Origin of the sequence: Kribbella sp. NPDC049174, from assembly GCF_043197365.1 — a bacterium.
Classification (GTDB): domain Bacteria; phylum Actinomycetota; class Actinomycetes; order Propionibacteriales; family Kribbellaceae; genus Kribbella.
Map to the genome: position 1 here is coordinate 1,065,988 of NZ_JBICSZ010000001.1, position 17,372 is coordinate 1,083,359.

General features: G+C 67.5%; 15 protein-coding genes. 11 read left to right on the forward strand and 4 right to left on the reverse strand.

The window, feature by feature from the left end; genetic code table 11:
• The first annotated feature begins 16 nt into the window (after nucleotides 1-16).
• The 4 genes from ACGFIF_RS04895 to ACGFIF_RS04910 all read left to right on the forward strand — a co-directional run bounded on the left by ACGFIF_RS04895 (nucleotide 17) and on the right by ACGFIF_RS04910 (nucleotide 4,926).
• Complete coding sequence (locus tag ACGFIF_RS04895; protein ID WP_393151516.1) at nucleotides 17-1,333, forward strand: branched-chain amino acid ABC transporter permease; 1,317 nt, start codon at nucleotides 17-19, stop codon at nucleotides 1,331-1,333.
• Nucleotides 1,330-3,039 (forward strand): branched-chain amino acid ABC transporter permease, encoded by a 1,710-nt coding sequence (locus tag ACGFIF_RS04900; RefSeq protein WP_393151518.1) that lies wholly within the window; start codon nucleotides 1,330-1,332, stop codon nucleotides 3,037-3,039. The genes ACGFIF_RS04895 and ACGFIF_RS04900 overlap by 4 nt, the downstream gene beginning before the upstream one ends.
• Nucleotides 3,036-3,974 carry an ABC transporter ATP-binding protein gene (locus ACGFIF_RS04905; RefSeq protein WP_393151520.1) on the forward strand — a complete coding sequence of 313 codons (939 nt, stop codon included), beginning with the start codon at nucleotides 3,036-3,038 and terminating at the stop codon, nucleotides 3,972-3,974. Before ACGFIF_RS04900 ends, ACGFIF_RS04905 begins: the two co-directional genes overlap by 4 nt.
• Nucleotides 3,975-4,209: 235 nt before the next feature.
• Nucleotides 4,210-4,926 (forward strand): ABC transporter ATP-binding protein, encoded by a 717-nt coding sequence (locus ACGFIF_RS04910; protein WP_393151522.1) that lies wholly within the window; start codon nucleotides 4,210-4,212, stop codon nucleotides 4,924-4,926.
• Between the two features lie 49 nt (nucleotides 4,927-4,975).
• On the opposite strand, the gene ACGFIF_RS04915 is transcribed toward ACGFIF_RS04910, so the two are convergent.
• Entirely contained in the window at nucleotides 4,976-5,692 is a 717-nt protein-coding gene (locus ACGFIF_RS04915) for a DUF554 domain-containing protein (protein WP_393151524.1), read from the reverse strand.
• 150 nt (nucleotides 5,693-5,842) lie between these two features.
• On the opposite strand from ACGFIF_RS04915, the gene ACGFIF_RS04920 reads away from it, so the two are divergent.
• On the forward strand, nucleotides 5,843-6,487 hold the full coding sequence (locus ACGFIF_RS04920; RefSeq protein WP_393151527.1) for a GNAT family N-acetyltransferase: 645 nt from the start codon (nucleotides 5,843-5,845) through the stop codon (nucleotides 6,485-6,487).
• Here the strand turns inward: ACGFIF_RS04920 and ACGFIF_RS04925 are convergent.
• On the reverse strand, nucleotides 6,450-6,857 hold the full coding sequence (locus tag ACGFIF_RS04925; protein WP_393153637.1) for a hotdog fold thioesterase: 408 nt from the start codon (nucleotides 6,855-6,857) through the stop codon (nucleotides 6,450-6,452). The genes ACGFIF_RS04920 and ACGFIF_RS04925 overlap by 38 nt on opposite strands.
• A gap of 131 nt (nucleotides 6,858-6,988) precedes the next feature.
• Here ACGFIF_RS04925 and polA point away from each other — a divergent pair, with 131 nt between their 5' ends.
• Nucleotides 6,989-9,691 (forward strand): DNA polymerase I, encoded by a 2,703-nt coding sequence (gene polA, locus ACGFIF_RS04930; RefSeq protein ID WP_393153639.1) that lies wholly within the window; start codon nucleotides 6,989-6,991, stop codon nucleotides 9,689-9,691.
• A 9-nt stretch (nucleotides 9,692-9,700) separates the two neighbouring features.
• Entirely contained in the window at nucleotides 9,701-9,910 is a 210-nt protein-coding gene (locus ACGFIF_RS04935) for a hypothetical protein (RefSeq protein WP_393151529.1), read from the forward strand.
• Here ACGFIF_RS04935 and ACGFIF_RS04940 read toward each other — a convergent pair.
• A complete protein-coding gene (locus ACGFIF_RS04940) occupies nucleotides 9,907-10,380 on the reverse strand; it encodes an NUDIX domain-containing protein (protein ID WP_393151531.1) in 474 nt (157 codons plus the stop codon). The genes ACGFIF_RS04935 and ACGFIF_RS04940 overlap by 4 nt on opposite strands.
• Before the next feature lie 234 nt (nucleotides 10,381-10,614).
• On the opposite strand from ACGFIF_RS04940, the gene ACGFIF_RS04945 reads away from it, so the two are divergent.
• Genes ACGFIF_RS04945 through ACGFIF_RS04955 form a run of 3 tightly spaced genes read left to right on the forward strand, consistent with a single transcriptional unit; the run spans nucleotide 10,615 to nucleotide 14,328 of the window.
• The gene (locus ACGFIF_RS04945; protein ID WP_393151533.1) at nucleotides 10,615-12,372 is read left to right on the forward strand and encodes a hypothetical protein; all 1,758 of its coding nucleotides are present in this window, start codon (nucleotides 10,615-10,617) and stop codon (nucleotides 12,370-12,372) included.
• Nucleotides 12,369-13,307: a carbohydrate ABC transporter permease gene (locus ACGFIF_RS04950; RefSeq protein WP_393151535.1), complete on the forward strand. Its 939-nt coding sequence runs from the start codon at nucleotides 12,369-12,371 to the stop codon at nucleotides 13,305-13,307. The genes ACGFIF_RS04945 and ACGFIF_RS04950 overlap by 4 nt, the downstream gene beginning before the upstream one ends.
• Nucleotides 13,308-13,311: 4 nt before the next feature.
• Nucleotides 13,312-14,328 carry an ABC transporter permease gene (locus tag ACGFIF_RS04955; RefSeq protein WP_393151537.1) on the forward strand — a complete coding sequence of 339 codons (1,017 nt, stop codon included), beginning with the start codon at nucleotides 13,312-13,314 and terminating at the stop codon, nucleotides 14,326-14,328.
• 19 nt (nucleotides 14,329-14,347) lie between these two features.
• On the opposite strand, the gene ACGFIF_RS04960 is transcribed toward ACGFIF_RS04955, so the two are convergent.
• Entirely contained in the window at nucleotides 14,348-15,604 is a 1,257-nt protein-coding gene (locus tag ACGFIF_RS04960; RefSeq protein ID WP_393151539.1) for a polysaccharide biosynthesis protein, read from the reverse strand.
• A 63-nt stretch (nucleotides 15,605-15,667) separates the two neighbouring features.
• Between ACGFIF_RS04960 and ACGFIF_RS04965 the strand changes: the two genes are divergently transcribed.
• Nucleotides 15,668-17,338: a hypothetical protein gene (locus tag ACGFIF_RS04965; RefSeq protein WP_393151542.1), complete on the forward strand. Its 1,671-nt coding sequence runs from the start codon at nucleotides 15,668-15,670 to the stop codon at nucleotides 17,336-17,338.
• Nucleotides 17,339-17,372: the final 34 nt, after the last annotated feature.

Here is a 17,372-nt window from a genome sequence, read left to right on the forward strand (position 1 = left end):
CAGTTGGGAGGTCGACGTGGACCAGTTCTTCCAGCAGCTCGTGAACGGGCTGACCCTGGGATCGCTGTACGCCCTGATCGCGGTCGGGTACACCGTCGTCTACGGCATCGTGCAGCTCATCAACTTCGCCCATGGCGAGGTGTTCATGATCGGTGCGTTCGGCGCACTGACCACTTACCTGTTGTTCTTCGATGGTCAGACCAGCGTGTGGATCCTGCCGGTCATGATCGTCGGCGCCATCATCGCATCGGTCGGCACCGCGGTGGCGATGGAACGTGTCGCGTACCGTCCCCTGCGGAACGCGCCACGCCTCGCACCGCTGATCACCGCGATCGGGATCTCGGTCTTCCTGCAGGAGTTCGTCCGGCTCTTCTACGAGCGGCCGGGCTGGACCGTGGTGGCGTTCGCCGTCATCGCGGTCGGGGTCGGGTACTACGTCGGCTCGGTGCTGACGAAGGCTGATCTGAACCATCAGACGACCAAGTGGTACGACCGTGCTCCGCTGATCGGCGCCGCGCTCGGCGCCGTCGCGCTGTGGGTCGTGGCCCGGCTGATCGAGCCGGACCTGAGTGTGCTCGTGGCCGTCGGTGTCGTCGTCCTCGGCACTGTCGTCGGTACGGCGGTCGGCTGGCTGGCCGGTCTCGCCGCGCGAGGGCGGGCACAGATCGAGGTCAAGCTGCTGACAGTCGTGGAAGCGGCCGCCGCGGCGGTCGTGTTCGCGGAGCTGTTCTGGGTGTTCTACAAGCAGGTCATCACCAGCATCACCTGGCCGAGCGCCAAGCAGCGCATCCCGTTCCCGCAGATCGATGTGGTCACCGGCCCCGCGCTGGACGTCGGCGGGGTGACCATCCAGCGGTCGGCGATCTTCACCGTCGCGGCGCTGGTGGTGTGCGCGGTGCTGCTCTGGGTCTTCATCAATCGGACCCGGCTGGGCCGTGGTATGCAGGCCGTGTCGCAGGATCCCGACACCGCCCGGTTGATGGGTATCAACGTCGACCGGATCATCGTGGTGGCCTTCGCCCTCGGTGCCGTGCTGGCGGCGATCGCCGGGATCTCGCAGGGCTTCCAGAACAACAACATCGACTTCCGGATGGGCTTCCTGGCCGGTCTGAAGGCGTTCACCGCCGCGGTTCTCGGTGGTATCGGCAACGTCTACGGCGCCGTCGTGGGCGGCCTGGTGCTGGGCGTCGTCGAGGCGTTGGCCACCCAGTACATCCCAGGTCAGTTCGGTGGCGGTTCCTGGAAGGATGTCTGGGCGTTCGTCATCCTGATCCTGGTACTGGTGTTCAGGCCGCAGGGCCTGCTCGGAGCGAGGGTGGTGGATCGGGCATGAGCGAGGTAGAGACAAGCACTCCGGCGGAACCGGAGGCGGCTGCTCAACAGCCGATGAAGCCGATCGCCTGGCCGGCCGGTATCGCCGGCGTGGTGCTGGTGATCGTGGGCTCCTTCCTGTCCTGGAGCTACGACCCCTCGATCCTGAACGATCTGTCGATCAACCTCTACCCGGGCGGCCTGCAGATCCTCGCGATCATCGGGGCCCTGCTCGCGCTGGTCCTGCTGCTCGCGGAGCGCGGGCCGCTGACGACGCTGGGGTCATGGCTGGACGCGACCCTCGGCCTGCGGGCGCTGGGCCTCGGCCTGACGGTGTACATGGTGCTGGTCATCGTGGCGATCACGGTGGAGTCGGACGGCCTGATCAACGTCAACCCGGGTGCCTACGTCTCCCTGGCCGGTGCCGTTCTGATCCTGGTGAGCGCGCGGATGCTCCCGTTGCGGCAGCTTCGCGACCTGAGCGAGGCGAGGCTGCCGGGCTGGGTGGAGATCCTCGCCATCTCCGTGATGATGGCGGTGATCCTGTTCGGTGCGGCGTACGCGCTGGGCCTCACCGACGCATGGTCGTTCATCCTCTGTCTGCTCTTCATCGCCACGGTGATCCTGGCGCTGTTCCGGACCGGGATGATGACCTGGTTCGGCCATGTCGCCCAGCGGCACAAGAAGGTGCTGACGCTGGCGGCCTTCGTGGTCGCGTTCTTCTTCCCCTTCACCCAGCGGGGGTCGGATGCGAACATGTCGATCGCGTGCCAGGTGCTGATCTTCGCGGCCACCGCGATGGGCCTGAACATCGTGGTCGGTCTGGCCGGCCTGCTGGACCTCGGCTACATCGCCTTCCTCGGCTCCGGCGCCTATGTGGCCGCGATGCTGTCGGAGTCGGCGTTCTCGACGATCGACTGGCACCCGCCGTTCCTGCTCGTGATGCTGATCGGCGCGGGTGTGGCGGCGACCCTCGGTCTCATCATCGGGTCACCGACACTCCGTGTCTCAGGTGACTATTTGGCCATCGTGACCTTGGGCTTCGGTGAGATCTTCCGGCTGGCGATGTTCAACCTGGACGGCATCAACGGTCCGCTGCTGACCAACGGCCCGAACGGTATCCCCGGCATCCCGGATCTGGAGATCGGCAGCTTCAACTTCGGCGACGAGCACACGGTCGCCGGGCTGGAGTTGGGTCGCTTCTCGAACTACTACTTCCTGCTGCTGCTCCTGATCGCGTTCGTCATCCTGGTCTTCGCCCGGCTGAACGACAGCCGGATCGGCCGGGGCTGGGTCGCGATCCGGGAGGATGAGAAGGCCGCCGAGGCGATGGGCGTGAACGTCTTCGGCCTGAAGGTGCTCGCGTTCGCGATCGGTGCCTTCCTGGCCGGTCTGGCCGGAACCATCAAGGCGCACCAGGACGTCGCCGTCAGCCCCGACCAGTACATCTTCCTCGAGTCGGCGTTCCTGCTCGCGGCCGTCGTGCTGGGCGGTATGGGTACCATCGCCGGTGTGTTGCTGGGAGCAACGATCCTGAAGCTGCTGCCGGAGAAGCTGCGGTTCTTCTCGGAGTACCGGCTGCTGCTGTTCGGCCTGCTGCTGGTGCTGATGATGCGGTTCCGGCCGGAGGGCCTGGTGGCGAGCAGACGCCGGCAGCTGGAGTTCCACGAGGAGGACGAGGCGTTGGCCGTCGCGGTCGAGGAAGAGCTCGCGGAGGAGGCGAAATGACCGTCACCGAGACGACATCCACATCGACCCGGGCGAGCGGCCAGCCGGTGCTGGAGGCCTCCGGGGTGACCATGCGGTTCGGTGGTCTGCTGGCGGTCAACGACGTCAACCTGACCGTGCGGGAAGGTGAGATCGTCGGTCTGATCGGCCCGAACGGAGCCGGTAAGACGACGTTCTTCAACTGCCTCACCGGCCTCTACAAGCCGACGTCCGGGGCGGTCCGGTTCGCCGGTACGCCGCGCAAGCCGGAGCCGGCCAAGCGCCAGGTGAGCGAGGCGGACGACGCGGTGGCGGTGCAGCCGCTGGCCGCGCTGACGCCGTTGCCGCCGAAGCCGCGGGCCGTGGTCCGGGCCGGGATGGCGCGGACGTTCCAGAACATCCGGCTGTTCGCCAACATGACCGCGCTCGAGAACGTGATGGTCGGCCGCTACTGCCGGACCAGTTCGGGCGCGCTCACCTCGGTCCTGCGCGGGCCGAAGTTCCGCCGGGAGGAGGCGGCCACCCGGGAACGGGCCCAGGAGCTGCTGAACTTCGTCGGGCTGGGCAAGTCCACCGAGCACCTGGCCCGGAACATGCCGTACGGCGACCAGCGCCGGCTCGAGATCGCGCGGGCGCTGGCCACCGACCCGAAGCTCATCCTGCTGGACGAGCCGACGGCCGGTATGAACCCGCTGGAGACCAAGCAGGCCAGTGACCTGATCTTCAAGATCCGGGACTCGGGGCTGTCGGTCGTGGTGATCGAGCACGACATGCGGTTCATCTTCAACCTCTGCGACCGGGTGCTGTGCCTGGTCCGCGGTGAGGCCCTGATCGAGGGCACACCGGCCGAGGTGCAGTCCGACCCGCGGGTGATCGAGGCCTACATCGGCACCGGCGAGGAGGACGAGGAGGACGAGCGTCCGCAGGACGTCGCCGATGGGGAGGAGACGCCATGACGGTATTGATGCCACGCCTCCGGCGCGGCGGGTCATGGGGCTTTAGCTCCCGGTCTTCCCTCGTCGCTCCAGTCGCTGTGTTGGATGCCACGCCTCCGGCGCGGCGGGTCATGGGGCTTGAACTCCCGGCCTTCCCTCGTCGCTCCAGTCGCTACGCTCCCTCCGCTCCTCAGTCCAGGCCGGGAGGCCCCATAACCGGGCTCCCTCCACTCCTCAGTCCAGACCGGGAGGCCCCATGACCGCGATGCTCGAGGTCCGCGACCTGGAAGTTGCCTACGGCAAGATCGTCGCGGTGAAGAAGATCAGCTTCAGCGTGGAGCAGGGGCAGGTGGTGTCGCTGATCGGCACCAACGGCGCCGGCAAGACCACCACGCTGCGGACGATCTCGGGTCTGCTCCGGCCGACGTCGGGCGAGGTCTTGTTCCAGGGCGAGCGGATCGACACCACGCCGGCGCACGACATCGTCGCGCGCGGGCTGGCCCACTCGCCGGAGGGCCGGCGGATCTTCCCGAGGCTGTCGGTCGAGGAGAACCTGATGCTCGGCGCGTTCGCCCGCCGGGACCCGGGTGGTATCCGGACCGACCTGGACGCGGCGTACGACCTGTTCCCGATCCTGGGGGAGCGGCGCAAGCAGCCGGCCGGGACGTTCTCCGGCGGTGAGCAGCAGATGCTGGCGATGGGCCGGGCGATGATGAGCCGGCCGAAGCTGATGATGCTGGACGAGCCGTCGATGGGTCTGTCACCGATCATGATGAAGCGGATCATGACGACGGTGACCGAGCTGCAGCGGCAGGGTACGACGATCCTGCTGGTGGAGCAGAACGCACAGGCCGCCCTGAAGCGGGCCGACTACGGGTACGTGCTGGAGGTCGGCAAGATCGTGCTGTCCGGCACCGGCCGCGACCTGCTGGTCAACGAGGACGTCCGCAAGGCCTACCTCGGCGAGGACTAGCACCAGTAGTTGCCGAGAGCCCCGGTCCGGGTACGGGCCGGGGCTCTTGTCAGCTCCGGATGACGACCAGCAGCTGCACCAGCAGCGGCGCGACGATCAGCGCCGGCAACAGATCCGCCACGGCGATCTGCTTGAGCTTCAGCAGCCGCAGGGCGACACCGATCAGCATCACCCCACCGGTCGCGCCCAGTGCGGTCACATGCGCGTCCGGGAGTACGTCGCCGAGCACCGCACCGACCGCGGTCACCAGGCCCTGGACGACGAGGACGACGAGCGCGGAGGCGGTCACGCCCCAGCCGAAGGACGCGGCGAAGGCGATCGCGGCGAACCCGTCCAGCGTCGCCTTGAGGAACAGTTGGTCCGCACCCCGACCGAGTCCGTCGGACAGCGCACCGAGGAAGGTCAGCGGCCCGACGCAGAACACCATCGACGAGGTCACGAACCCCTCGACGAACGTGCTCTCGCTGTCGCCCCGGCTGAACCGGTGCTGCATCCACGCGCCGAAATCCTCCAGCCGCTGCTCGATCCGCAGCAGCGATCCGGCGATCCCGCCGATCAGCATCGCGCCGAGCACGATCAGGACCGGTGCGCTGTCGCCGACCGCGTCGCTGAGCACCTGATCGCCGACGGTGAGTGCCGACATGATCGCGATCAGCAGCGTGACCAGGCCGAGTGCGTCGGTGACGAGGTCGCGGGTTCGGTGACTGAGCCGATGGCCGATGAGTACGCCGAGTACCGAGCCGACGAGTACCGTCGCGACATTCACGACAGTACCGATTCCGATGAACAAACCTGGTCTCCGATCGGCCCCGGGGGGCAGCTTTGCAAGTGACCCCCGAGGGCCTACTGTTGCGCGAGGACGAGCGTATCCGCACGTCCCGTTCACCTCGGGGGTGGACCAGACCAGGAGGTCGCTGTGGCAGCAGCCATCGAGGTGAGGGACGCCCAACGCGGTGATGCCGACGCCTTGGTTGCGTTGTGGCGTGAGATGACCACCGGAGCCGGTCACCCGTTGCGACTGCCGACGCCGCCGACGGCCGCGGCCGTCGAGGTTGCTGTCGGCAAACATCACGACGACCCGTTCGGCCGGCTGCTGGTCGGCGAGCTGGACGGCGCCGTGCACGGGATGGCCTACCTGCGCCGGACGGCGATCAGCCCGCTGCACGACGATTACACCGTCACGGTGGAGTACCTGCACGTCAGTGACGCCGCCCGGCGGCACGGTCTGGGCAAGGCACTGATCGCGGAGGCGGCCGCCTGGGCCGAGCACGAGAACTGCGCACACCTGGCCGCGGTCGCCCCCGCGATCGCCCGCGAGGCGAACAGGTTCCTGGCCCGGTTGGGTCTGGGACAGGCCGGCGTACTGCGTTTCGCCACCACGCACACCGTGCGTCGGCGGCTGGCCGCCGAGCACGCGCCGAACCTGCTGGCCCTGCTCTCGTCGCGACGATCGGTGATCGCCCGCCGCGCCCAGCTCGGCCGGCCGCCCTTGACGCTCGACCCAGGGCCGGTCGCCCCGGACGTCAGCTTCCCGGCGGCGCCTGAATCAGCTGGCACGTGATCCGTGCGGTGCAGACCCGCTTGTCCCGCTCATCGGTGATGACGACCTCGTACGACGTCGTCGTACGGCCGAGGTAGATCGGCGTGGCGACACCGGTGACGACGCCGTCGCGGACCGCGCGGTGGTGGGTGGCGTTGATGTCGACGCCGACCGCGACCTTGCCGTAGGCGGCCGCGTGCAGGGCCGAGCCGATCGAGCCGAGGCTCTCGGCCAGGACGCAGGACGCGCCGCCGTGCAGCAGCCCGTACGGCTGGGTGTTGCCCTTGACCGGCATGGTCGCGACGATCCGCTCCGGCGCGGCCTCGGTGACAACGATTCCCATGAGCTGGAGGAGAGTGCCTTCCATGCCCATACCCGGTCCGAGGTTCATCTGATCAGTCACGGAAGCAGACTACGCGGGTGTGTCAGATCTGCCTGTCCGGGCCGGTGGGGCGGTGAAGGGAAAGTGTCGGCGGGAACCACTAGAGTCGGTGTGTGGCTCCAGAAACCAACACCTCGACGATGACCAAGGACCCCGCGCAGCCTGGCACCGGCCGGCCGCGGATCCTGCTGCTGGACGGGCACTCGCTGGCGTACCGGGCGTTCTACGCGCTGCCGGTGGAGAACTTCTCCACCACTACCGGGCAGCACACCAACGCGGTGTACGGGTTCACCTCGATGCTGATCAACATGCTCCGTGACGAGCAGCCGACCCATATCTGCGTCGCGTTCGACGTGTCCCGCAAGACCTTCCGCTCCGAGCAGTACGCGGAGTACAAGGCGGGCCGGTCGAAGTCGCCGGACGAGTTCAAGGGGCAGGTCTCGCTGGTCAAGGAGGTGCTGGAGGCGCTCCGGGTCCCGACCACGGAGATCGACGGCTGGGAGGCCGACGACATCATCGCCACGCTCGCCACCCAGGCGGCCGAGCAGGGCTTCGAGGTGCTGATCAGCAGTGGTGACCGGGACGCGTTCCAGCTGGTCAGTGACGACGTCACGGTGCTGTACCCGAAGCGCGGCGTGTCCGAGATCGCCCGGATGGACCCGGCCGCGGTCGAGGAGAAGTACGGCGTGACGCCGCGGCTCTACCCGGACCTGGCCGCGCTGGTGGGGGAGACCAGCGACAACCTGCCGGGTGTGCCCGGCGTCGGGCCGAAGACGGCGGCCAAGTGGCTGAACCAGTTCGGCTCGCTGAACGACGTGGTCGACCGGGTCAACGAGATCAAGGGCAAGGCCGGTGAGTCGCTGCGCGAGCACCTGGCCGACGTGATCCGGAACCGGCAGATCAACGAGCTGGTCCGCGACCTGACCCTGGACGTCACGGTGGACGACCTGGTCCGGACGCCGTGGGACCGGGACAAGGTGCACACGCTGTTCGACAGCCTCGAGTTCCGGGTGCTGCGGGAGCGGCTGGTCGCCGAGCACGAGGAGGTCGACGCGACCGTCGACCACGGGTTCGAGCTGGACGGCGTCCAGCTGAAGCCGGGTGAGGTGGCCGGCTGGCTCAAGGAGCATGTCAGCACCGGCGAGCGGATCGGTGTCGCGGTCCAGGGCAGCTGGGGTCGCGGGACCGGCGAGATCACCGGCCTGGCGCTGGCGAACACCTCCGGTGCGGCGGCCTGGTTCGACCCGACCACGTTGACCGCGGACGACGACGCGGCCTGGCAGGCCTGGCTCGCCGACCCGAAGCAGCCCAAGGCGCTGCACGACGCGAAGGGGCCGCTGCTGGGCTTCCTGGAGCGCGGCTGGACGTTGGCCGGGCTGAGCTCGGACACCCAGCTGAGCGCGTATCTGGCCCGGCCGGACCAGCGGTCGTACGACCTGGCCGACCTGACCGTGCGCTACCTCAAGCGGGAGCTGCGCAACGAGGAGGCCGACAACGGCCAGCTCAGTTTCGACGACGTCGAGGGCGGTCCGGCCGCTGACGCGACCATGCTGCGCGCCCGCGCGATCGCGGACCTCGCCGACACCCTGGACGCCGAGCTGGAGAAGCAGGCCGGGACGGCGTTGCTCGCGGATGTGGAGCTGCCGCTGATCGATGTCATCGCCGCGATGGAGCGGGACGGTATCGCGGTCGACCGGCCGTACCTGGAGGAGCTGGAGGAGCGGTTCGCCACCGGGGTGCGGGAAGCCGCCACGGCGGCGTACGAGGTGATCGGCAAGGAGATCAACCTCGGGTCGCCGAAGCAGCTGCAGGTGGTGCTGTTCGACGAGCTGCAGATGCCGAAGACGAAGCGGACCAAGACCGGGTACACGACCGACGCGGACTCGCTGCAGGCGCTGTTCGAGAAGACCGAGCACCCGTTCCTGGCGAACCTGCTGGCGCACCGGGACGCGACCCGGCTGCGGCAGACCGTCGAGGGGCTGCTGAAGACGATCAGCCCGAAGGACGACCGGATCCACACCACGTTCAACCAGACCATCGCGGCGACCGGCCGGCTCAGCTCGACCGACCCGAACCTGCAGAACATCCCGATCCGGACCGCGGAGGGCCGCCGGATCCGGCAGGCGTTCATCGTCGGCGAGGGCAACGAGTCGCTGATGTCGGCCGACTACAGCCAGATCGAGATGCGGATCATGGCGCACGTGTCGGAGGACCAGGGGCTGATCGACGCGTTCACCTCCGGGGAGGACTTCCACTCCGTCACCGCGGCCCGGGTGTTCTCGGTCGAGCCGGCCGCCGTCACGCAGGAGATGCGGGCCAAGATCAAGGCGATGAACTACGGCCTCGCCTACGGCCTGTCGGCGTACGGGTTGAGCCAGCAGCTGAAGATCGGCGTGGACGAGGCGAAGGGGTTGATGGACGAGTACTTCGAGCGCTTCGGCGGCGTCCGCGACTACCTGCGCAGTATCGTCATCGACGCCGGCAAGAGCGGTTACACCGAGACGATCCTGGGCCGCCGGCGCTACCTGCCGGACCTGACCAGCGACAACCGGCAGCGCCGCGAGATGGCCGAGCGGATGGCGCTGAACGCGCCGATCCAGGGCTCGGCCGCGGACGTGATCAAGATGGCGATGCTGAAGGTCGACGCGTCGCTGCGCGCGTCCGGCCTGAAGTCGCGGATGCTGCTCCAGGTGCACGACGAGCTCGTCTTCGAGATCGCCCCGGGCGAGCGGGAGGCGCTCGAGGAGCTGGTCCGCCGCGACATGGGCCACGCGGTCGACATGGCCGTACCGCTCGACGTCTCGGTCGGCATCGGCCGCACCTGGCACGAGGCCGCCCACTAGGGCACGTGGGTGGAGCCGATCCGGCCGTTCCGCTGGGACCTGGTCCGGCCGGACCGACTCGGCTCCCTCCTGGACGGCGTCGAGGAGTCTGACCTCTTCTTCCTCGACGACCTGATCGATCGCGCCGGCGTGCTGGCGCAGTGCGGCGACGGGCTGACGCGCGAACCGGCGACCGCTGAGCGCTGGTTGCGCGAGCTGCAGTCGGCGCTGCGTCGCTAGGTCCGGGCGAAGACCGGCATCGGGTCGGGGGAGAGGGCGTTGGCGATCGACTCCTGCTCCTGGGGCGACAGGGCCGGGAGTGCTGACAGCGGGAACCAGGAGACTTCGAGGGACTCGTCGTCGTTGACGCGCGGTTCCCCGTGCAGCGGGCGGCAGCGGAAGCAGAGGTCGAGGTACTGGACCTGGTCGCCGTTGGGGTAGGTGTGCGGACGCAGCGTCTTCACGCTGACCAGGCGTTCGACGGTGACCTGCACGGAGGTCTCTTCCTGGATCTCGCGAACCAGCGCGGCGGCCGGCTCCTCGCCGGGCTCGAGAACACCGGCGACCAGAGTCCAGCGCCCGTCATCGGCGCGGCGTACCAGCAGCACCTGTTCGGCGTCGTTCAGGACCACGCCGCTGATGCCGGTCAGCCACAGCGGGTCGTGACCGATCTTCGCGCGCAGGTCGAGGATGAACTTCGGGGTCGCCATGGTGTGAACCCTATAGAAGCAGGGGTCTCCCTTTAGTTTACGCAAGAAAGTTGGACAGCGCGCTGCAAACGGCAAGCGTTTTCCGCGCAAGACACGGACTGTGTGCGCCCGGCCTCGGCTAGTTACGTCCGAACCCTTCCGAAGACATCGGATCTGTGCCATTCTCCCGCCAAAGATCCGAGATCCTATCGGATATTTCGTCTCGTACCGTCCTATACCGCCTTGGAGGGACCCATGCCGAACAACGCCGCCCGGTCGACGGGAATCAGCCGTCGATCACTCATCGCGGGAGCGCTCGGACTGACCGCCGCAACAGCCGGCGGAGGTCTGCTCAGTGGCTGCAGCGGCTCGAGCAACGCGAGCGGCGCGGGCGGTGGAGGTGCGGCTCCGGCCCCGCCCAGCGTCACCCTCGGCCCGAAGCTGGAAGGGGTGCTGTACCCGGACGGGTACGTCGGCCCGGTGGCCCGGCAACTGAAGCCGATCACTACCGAGAAGGTCACCTTCAAGATCGTCGTGAAGCAGGACGTGACGATCGGCGACTGGAAGACGAACGCGTTCACCAAGTGGCTGGAGCAGAAGACCAACATCCACATCGAGTGGAACCAGATCGGCGGCACCGACGACGACGTGATGACGAAGGTGAACGCGATGATCGCCGCCGGCGACATCCCGGACGCCTTCATGGGGATCGACTTCTCCCGGTCGCAGCTGTTCCTGTACGGCCAGCAGGACCTGTTCGCCGACGTCAACCAGTACATCGACGGCTACGCGCTGAACCTGCAGCAGGCGATGAAGGACTACCCGGACGCGCGCAAGCTGGTGCAGGCGCCGGACAAGAAGATCTACTCGTTCCCGAACATCAACGACTGCTACCACTGCCGGGCCAGTGCCGGCCGGTCGTTCCTGAACACCGAGTGGATCGAGCAGGTCGGTCTGGCCATGCCGAAGACCACCGACGAGTTCCTCGAGGTGATGCGCGCGATCAAGAAGGCGGACCCGGCGGGCGGCGGCCGAACCATCCCGTTCGCCGGCTACAAGGACGCTCCCATCGATCCGTTCTTCATGAACGCGTTCCTCTACAACCCGGGCGACCCGTGGCTGGTCGTCCACGACGGCAAGGTCGATGTCACGTTCGACAAGGACGAGTGGCGCGAGGGCCTGAAGTACATGCACACCCTGTACGGCGAGGGCCTGATCAACCGGGACGTGTTCACCGCCGACGAGGACCAGTTGCAGCGCTACGGCAACGCGCCGGGCAAGCCGCTCATCGGGGGCGCCCGGGTGAACTACTGGGGCAACTTCCTCGACATCGACCAGAAGGACCCGAACGCCCGCTGGCGCAAGTACCAGGCCTGTCCGCCGCTGAAGGGGCCGAACGGCGTCCAGTACGCCGCCTGGGACTACCTCGAGGTCGGCGTCGAGGTGTCCCAGCTGGTGATCACCAAGAAGTGCGCCAAACCGGAGCTGCTGGTCCAGTGGGCCGACTCCCAGATGGAGCTGGAGGCGATCCTGCGCGGGTACGGCGGTCCGCAGTTCGCGTGGGCGAAGAAGGGCGAGCTCGGGATCAACGGCAAGCAGGCCATCTACGGCTACGACGCGACCTGGAACTCGCAGAAGAACATCAACTGGAGCCAGGACAACCCGATGTACCGGTCGCAGGACTTCCGGCTCGGCGAGCGGGTGAATCCGAAGGACCTCACCTTCGAGCAGCCGCTCTACCAGCAGACCAAGGACAACTACTTCCCCTACAAGCAGCCGCAGGAGATGCAGTTCCCGCCGGTCACCCTGGACCAGGACCAGGCCGCGCAGGAGGCGGAGCTGAAGACCAACCTCAAGAACGAGGTGAGCCAGTCGTTCGCCAAGTTCCTCACCGGGCAGCTCGACCCGAACGACGACGCCGCGTGGAACGACTACAAGGAGCGGGTCGAGAAGATCGGCGTGAAGCCGTATCTCGAGCTTCAGCAGGCTGCCTACGAGACGTACAACTCATGACCGCCACCGGCACCCTGCCGCCGGACGAGAAACGCCTGGCGGTCGGGGCCCCGATCCAGGACACCCGCGGCGACAAGATCGCGCTCGCCTGCATCTACACCGCGCTCGGACTGTTCTGCCTCGCGGTGCTGTATCCGATCATCTACGTCCTCAGTGCCTCGGTCAGCAACACCAAGAGGGTGGCGGCAGGTGAGGTCTGGTTGTGGCCGGTCGGCTTCACCCTGGACGCGTACAAGGCGATCTTCGACTACGACGCGATCGTCAGCAGCTTCGGCAACTCCGTGTACTACGCGGTGGTCGGCGCGGTCGTGGCCACGGTCCTCACCCTGCTGGCGGCGTACCCCTTGTCCCGGAAGGGGTTGCCGGGCAAGGGCTTCATCATGGCCGCGTTCGTCTTCACGATGATGTTCAGCGGCGGCATGATCCCGACGTACCTGGTGGTGGATCAACTGGGCCTGCTGAACACCCGGTGGGCGATGATCCTGCCGACCGCGCTGGCGGTCTGGAACGTGATCATCACCCGGACCTACTTCATGGTGACGATCCCGGAGGAGCTGGTCGAGGCCGGCAAGGTGGACGGCTGCAGCGACTTCGGGTTCTTCTGGCGGATCGTGCTGCCGCTGAGCAAACCGATCATCGCGGTGAACCTGCTGTTCTACGCGGTCGCGCAGTGGAACTCGTTCTTCAACGCACTGATCTACCTGACCAACGAGCATCTGTTCCCGTTGCAGGTGGTGCTGCGGCAGATCCTGATCCAGACCAAGGTCGACCCGTCCCAGATGCCCGACACGAGCAAGCTGGCACAGCTGAAGGAGCTGCAGCAGCAGCTGAAGTACTCGCTGATCGTGATCGGAATGATTCCGCCGTTGCTGGTCTACCCCTTTGTGCAGAAGCACTTCGTCAAGGGGGCCATGATCGGCTCGCTGAAGGGGTGACGAGATGACTGCATCGACGGAGACCCGGGTACCGGCCGCGCCGAAACCGCCGGCCGGGCATCGATCGCCGGACCGCCGCCGGAAGGACCGGGGCAAGCCGGCCAAACCCTCGGTCCGCCTCGGCATCCGGATGCGCCGGAACTGGCAGCTGTACGCGATGCTGGCGCTGCCGCTGATCTGGCTGGCGATCTTCGCCTACTGGCCGATGTACGGCGTCATCATCGCCTTCAAGGACTACAACGTGGTGTCCGGGATCTGGGGCAGCCCGTGGGCCGGGTTCAAGTACTTCGACCGGTTCATCGAGTCGTACCAGTTCTGGAAGCTGATCCGGAACACGGTCTACCTGCACGTGTACGAGCTGGTCGCGACGTTCCCGTTGCCGATCATTCTCGCGCTCTGCCTGAATACGGTTCGGAGGAAGTGGTTCAGCCGGTCGGCCCAGCTGATCACCTACGCGCCGCACTTCATCTCGACCGTGGTCGTCGTCGGCCTGATCGTCGTACTGACGAACCCGAACACCGGGGTGACGAACCACATCCTCGGCCTGTTCGGCCTCGGACCGGTCGACATGCTGGGTGATTCCGGGCTGTTCCGGCACCTGTTCGTCTGGTCGGGCGCCTGGCAGACGATGGGGTTCTCGGCCATCATCTACCTGGCCGCGCTGACCAGCGTTCCGCCGGAGTTGCACGAGGCGGCGATCGTCGACGGTGCGTCGCGGCTGCGGCGGATGTGGCACATCGACCTGCCGTCGATCGTGCCGGTGGCGGTCATCCTGCTGATCCTGAACATCGGCTCGATCCTGTCGGTCGGGTTCGAGAAGGTGCTGCTGATGCAGAACAGCCTGAACCTCGACACAGCGGAAGTGATCGACACCTACGTGTACAAGATTGGTCTGGCATCGGCGGTGCCGCAGTTCAGCTATGCGACCGCGATCGGCTTGTTCAGGTCGGTGATCGGGTTGGTGCTGCTGGTGCTGGCGAACACGTTCGCCCGTCGCTTCGCGCGGAGCAGCCTTTGGTGAGTGGCCAGTCTTTGGTGAGTCACCTGTCGTCGGTGGTCTGGCGGTGCAGTCCTGCCGCCAGACCGACCGACAGCAGTACGGCGCAGGTGCTGGTCATCGCGACCAGGACCTTCACACCGGCCATACCGGTGGCGATGCCGGTGCCGAGGACGATCCCGGCGCCGATCGCGAGCACGATCAGCCCGATCCAGATCAGCAGGGCGGCCCGCTTCTCCTGCTGGGCGATCGCGGCATAGACGACGAGTTGCAGTACGGCGTACGCCGAGCCGGAGATCGCGAACAGCCAGGTGTACGGACCGAGTGGCCCGTAGTCCTCCTGGCCACCGATCACGGCGACGACCAGGTCGGGCAGGACCAGCGCGCCGAGGACCGTGCACACGCCGAGCCCTGCGACGGCCTGGATCGCCCGGCGCAGGCGGATCGTGTCGCCGGGGGAGCTGGCAAGGGATGGGAACACGATCACGATCACGAACTGCGGCAGGAACAGACAAGCCTTCGCCACGATGACACCGGCCGCGTAGTACCCACTGTGCCGGCCGTCGAGCAGAGCACGGGCGAACAGGACGTCCGCGTTGGCGATCGCGAAGAACGCGAGCAGCGTGTGCGTCCCGTGCACCGTCTCCCGCAGTACCTCCTTGACCTGGGCCGCCGTACCTCCAGCGGATCCACGCAGCAGGAAGCCGCCGAGCAGAGCCGGTACGGCGGCGCCTAGCGCCAGACCGATCATCGCCGCGTCGAGCGACGGGTGGATGAGCAGCGCTCCACCACCCAGCACCAGACGTCCCACGCCGACCGCGGTGTACACGGCTGCCAGCTCGGTCCAGCGTTGACTGCCTTGGAGGACGCCGAGCTGGGAGCCCATCAGCGTGAGGCAGCCGAGTGTGGGGGCAAGCAGCAGGATCGCGACGACCGAGTCGATGTGTAGCAGCCAGACGAACAGCGGCGTCGCCAGCACGCAGACAACCGTGAGTCCGAGCGCGGCACGGCGTCCTGCCTTGAGCATCGCGTCGGCCAGGGCCGCGGCGCCCTCTCCGGTGTGAGTGGCGAGTCGCCGGGCGCCGGTCGCTTGCAGGCCGAGTGACGCGACGTTGCCGATCAGCAACAGGCCGAGCAGTGCGGTCATCGCGCCGAATTGCTCCGGCACGAGCCGGTGCACGCCGATGAGCGTGAAGCCGTAGGCGGCCACGTTCATGATGGCCATGCCGACGGCAACGACGGTCGCGCTGCGCAGGAACGCCAGCCTCGGCTGCTGCTCTGGCGTCGTCTCTGATGTCATGCTCTGCTGTCCGGTCTGGTGACCCGGTAGGTTGCGCTGCAGTGAGGGGGTGGTGAGGTGGTCATGTCAGAACGTGCCGTGCGCGTCCTGCCCTGGCTGTGGCCTGTCCTGCTCACCTTGTTGATCACTGCTCCGCTGCTCGCTCCAGGCTATGTGGTCGGCTACGACATGGTGTTCGTGCCGGACCTCACGGTACGGCTTGACCTGTTCGGTGTCACAACGGCCATGCCGAGAGCGGTCCCGTCGGACGTGATTGTCGCCGTACTGGACGAGGTCGTCGGCGGCCAGGTCCTGAACAAGGCCGTCCTGGTGGCCATCCCGTTACTGTCCGGACTCGGCATGACCGCCCTGTGGCGAGAGCTACGACTCGGCACCGCGCTACCGGGTGCCGCGGCCGTCACTCTCTTTGTCTGGAACCCCTTCGTCGCCGAACGCCTCCGACTGGGCGCGTGGGCGCTGCTGCTCGGCTACGCCGCTCTGCCGTGGTTGGTGCGGTCCGCACTGCGACTGCGGAAGGGCTCGGGATGGCCGGGGTTCCTGCTCGCGTCTGCCGGCTGCGCACTGACTGCCTCGGGTGGCATCACCGGACTGCTCGTCGCTGGTCTCATCCTGCTGTGGCCGGGACGCGGCCGGGTGTGGCCGCTCGGCGCAGCGGTGTTGCTGAACGCTCCTTGGCTGGTGGCAGGCCTGGTGCACGCTGGCAAAGCCACGGTCGACCCTGCGTCGGTGACTGCCTTCGCCGCTCGTAACGAGGGCTATGGAGGAGCGCTACCCACTCTGCTCACACTCGGCGGTGTCTGGAACGCAGACGTTGTCCCCGGCAACCGTGGCGACCTGCTGCCGCTGATCTTCGCGTTCCTCATGCTGCTCATGTCCGTGGCCGGTGTAGTGCTGTGGTGGCGGCAGGATCGCATTGCCGGCGCACTGGTCGTGGCGGCCGGCATCGCCGTCATGGTGGGCATGGCCGGAGTGGTCGCACCAGGAGCCGTTGCGGACGTCGTGGCCAACGTCCCGGGTGCAGGTCTCTTCCGTGACGGCCAGCGCTACCTCGCTCCACTGGTGCTGCTCCAGTCCGTCGGCTTCGGTGTGGCGGTCCATGCGGTGCTGCAGCGTGCCCCACTGCATCGAGTTGTCGGTGCGACCGCCGTACTGCTGCCGATCGCAGCTCTGCCAGCGCTGGCCGGTGGGGCCGGGCTCAAGGTGTCGCACTATCCGGCTGACTGGGCGCGGGCACAGCAGGTGCTGGCCGGGCCGTTCATCCCGTGGCCGTTCGAGTCCTACCGGGCACCGGTCTGGAACGGCCGCCGTCCGGTGCTGGATCCGATGCCGCGGTACTTCGACCAGCCGGCCGTCGTCCCCGACGAGCTCATCGTCGGCGGCCACCGCCTGGCCGGTGAGGATCCACGCGCTGCCACAGTGGCGACGGCGTTCCGTACGGCGGTCCGCAGTGGAACCGACCCGACACCGGTGCTGCTGGAGCAGGGCGTCGGCTGGCTGGTCGTCGACCGCGAGGCGGGCGGGCCGTCACCGCGCGAGTCGATCGCCGGGCTGACCGAGGCGTACGCCGGTTCGACGGTGAGCGTTTACCAGCTGCCCGGAACGCCCGCACCGCAACGGAATCAGCCCTGGCGGACGGCCGTCGTCCTGGCCGCGTGGGTGCTGGCCGGCGCCACGCTGATGGCCGCGGGAGCCGGTCTGGTCACACGACGCTCCACGGTCTGGCGGAGTCGCTGAGCGGTTGTTACTCTTCGGTTCACTTATCGAGGAG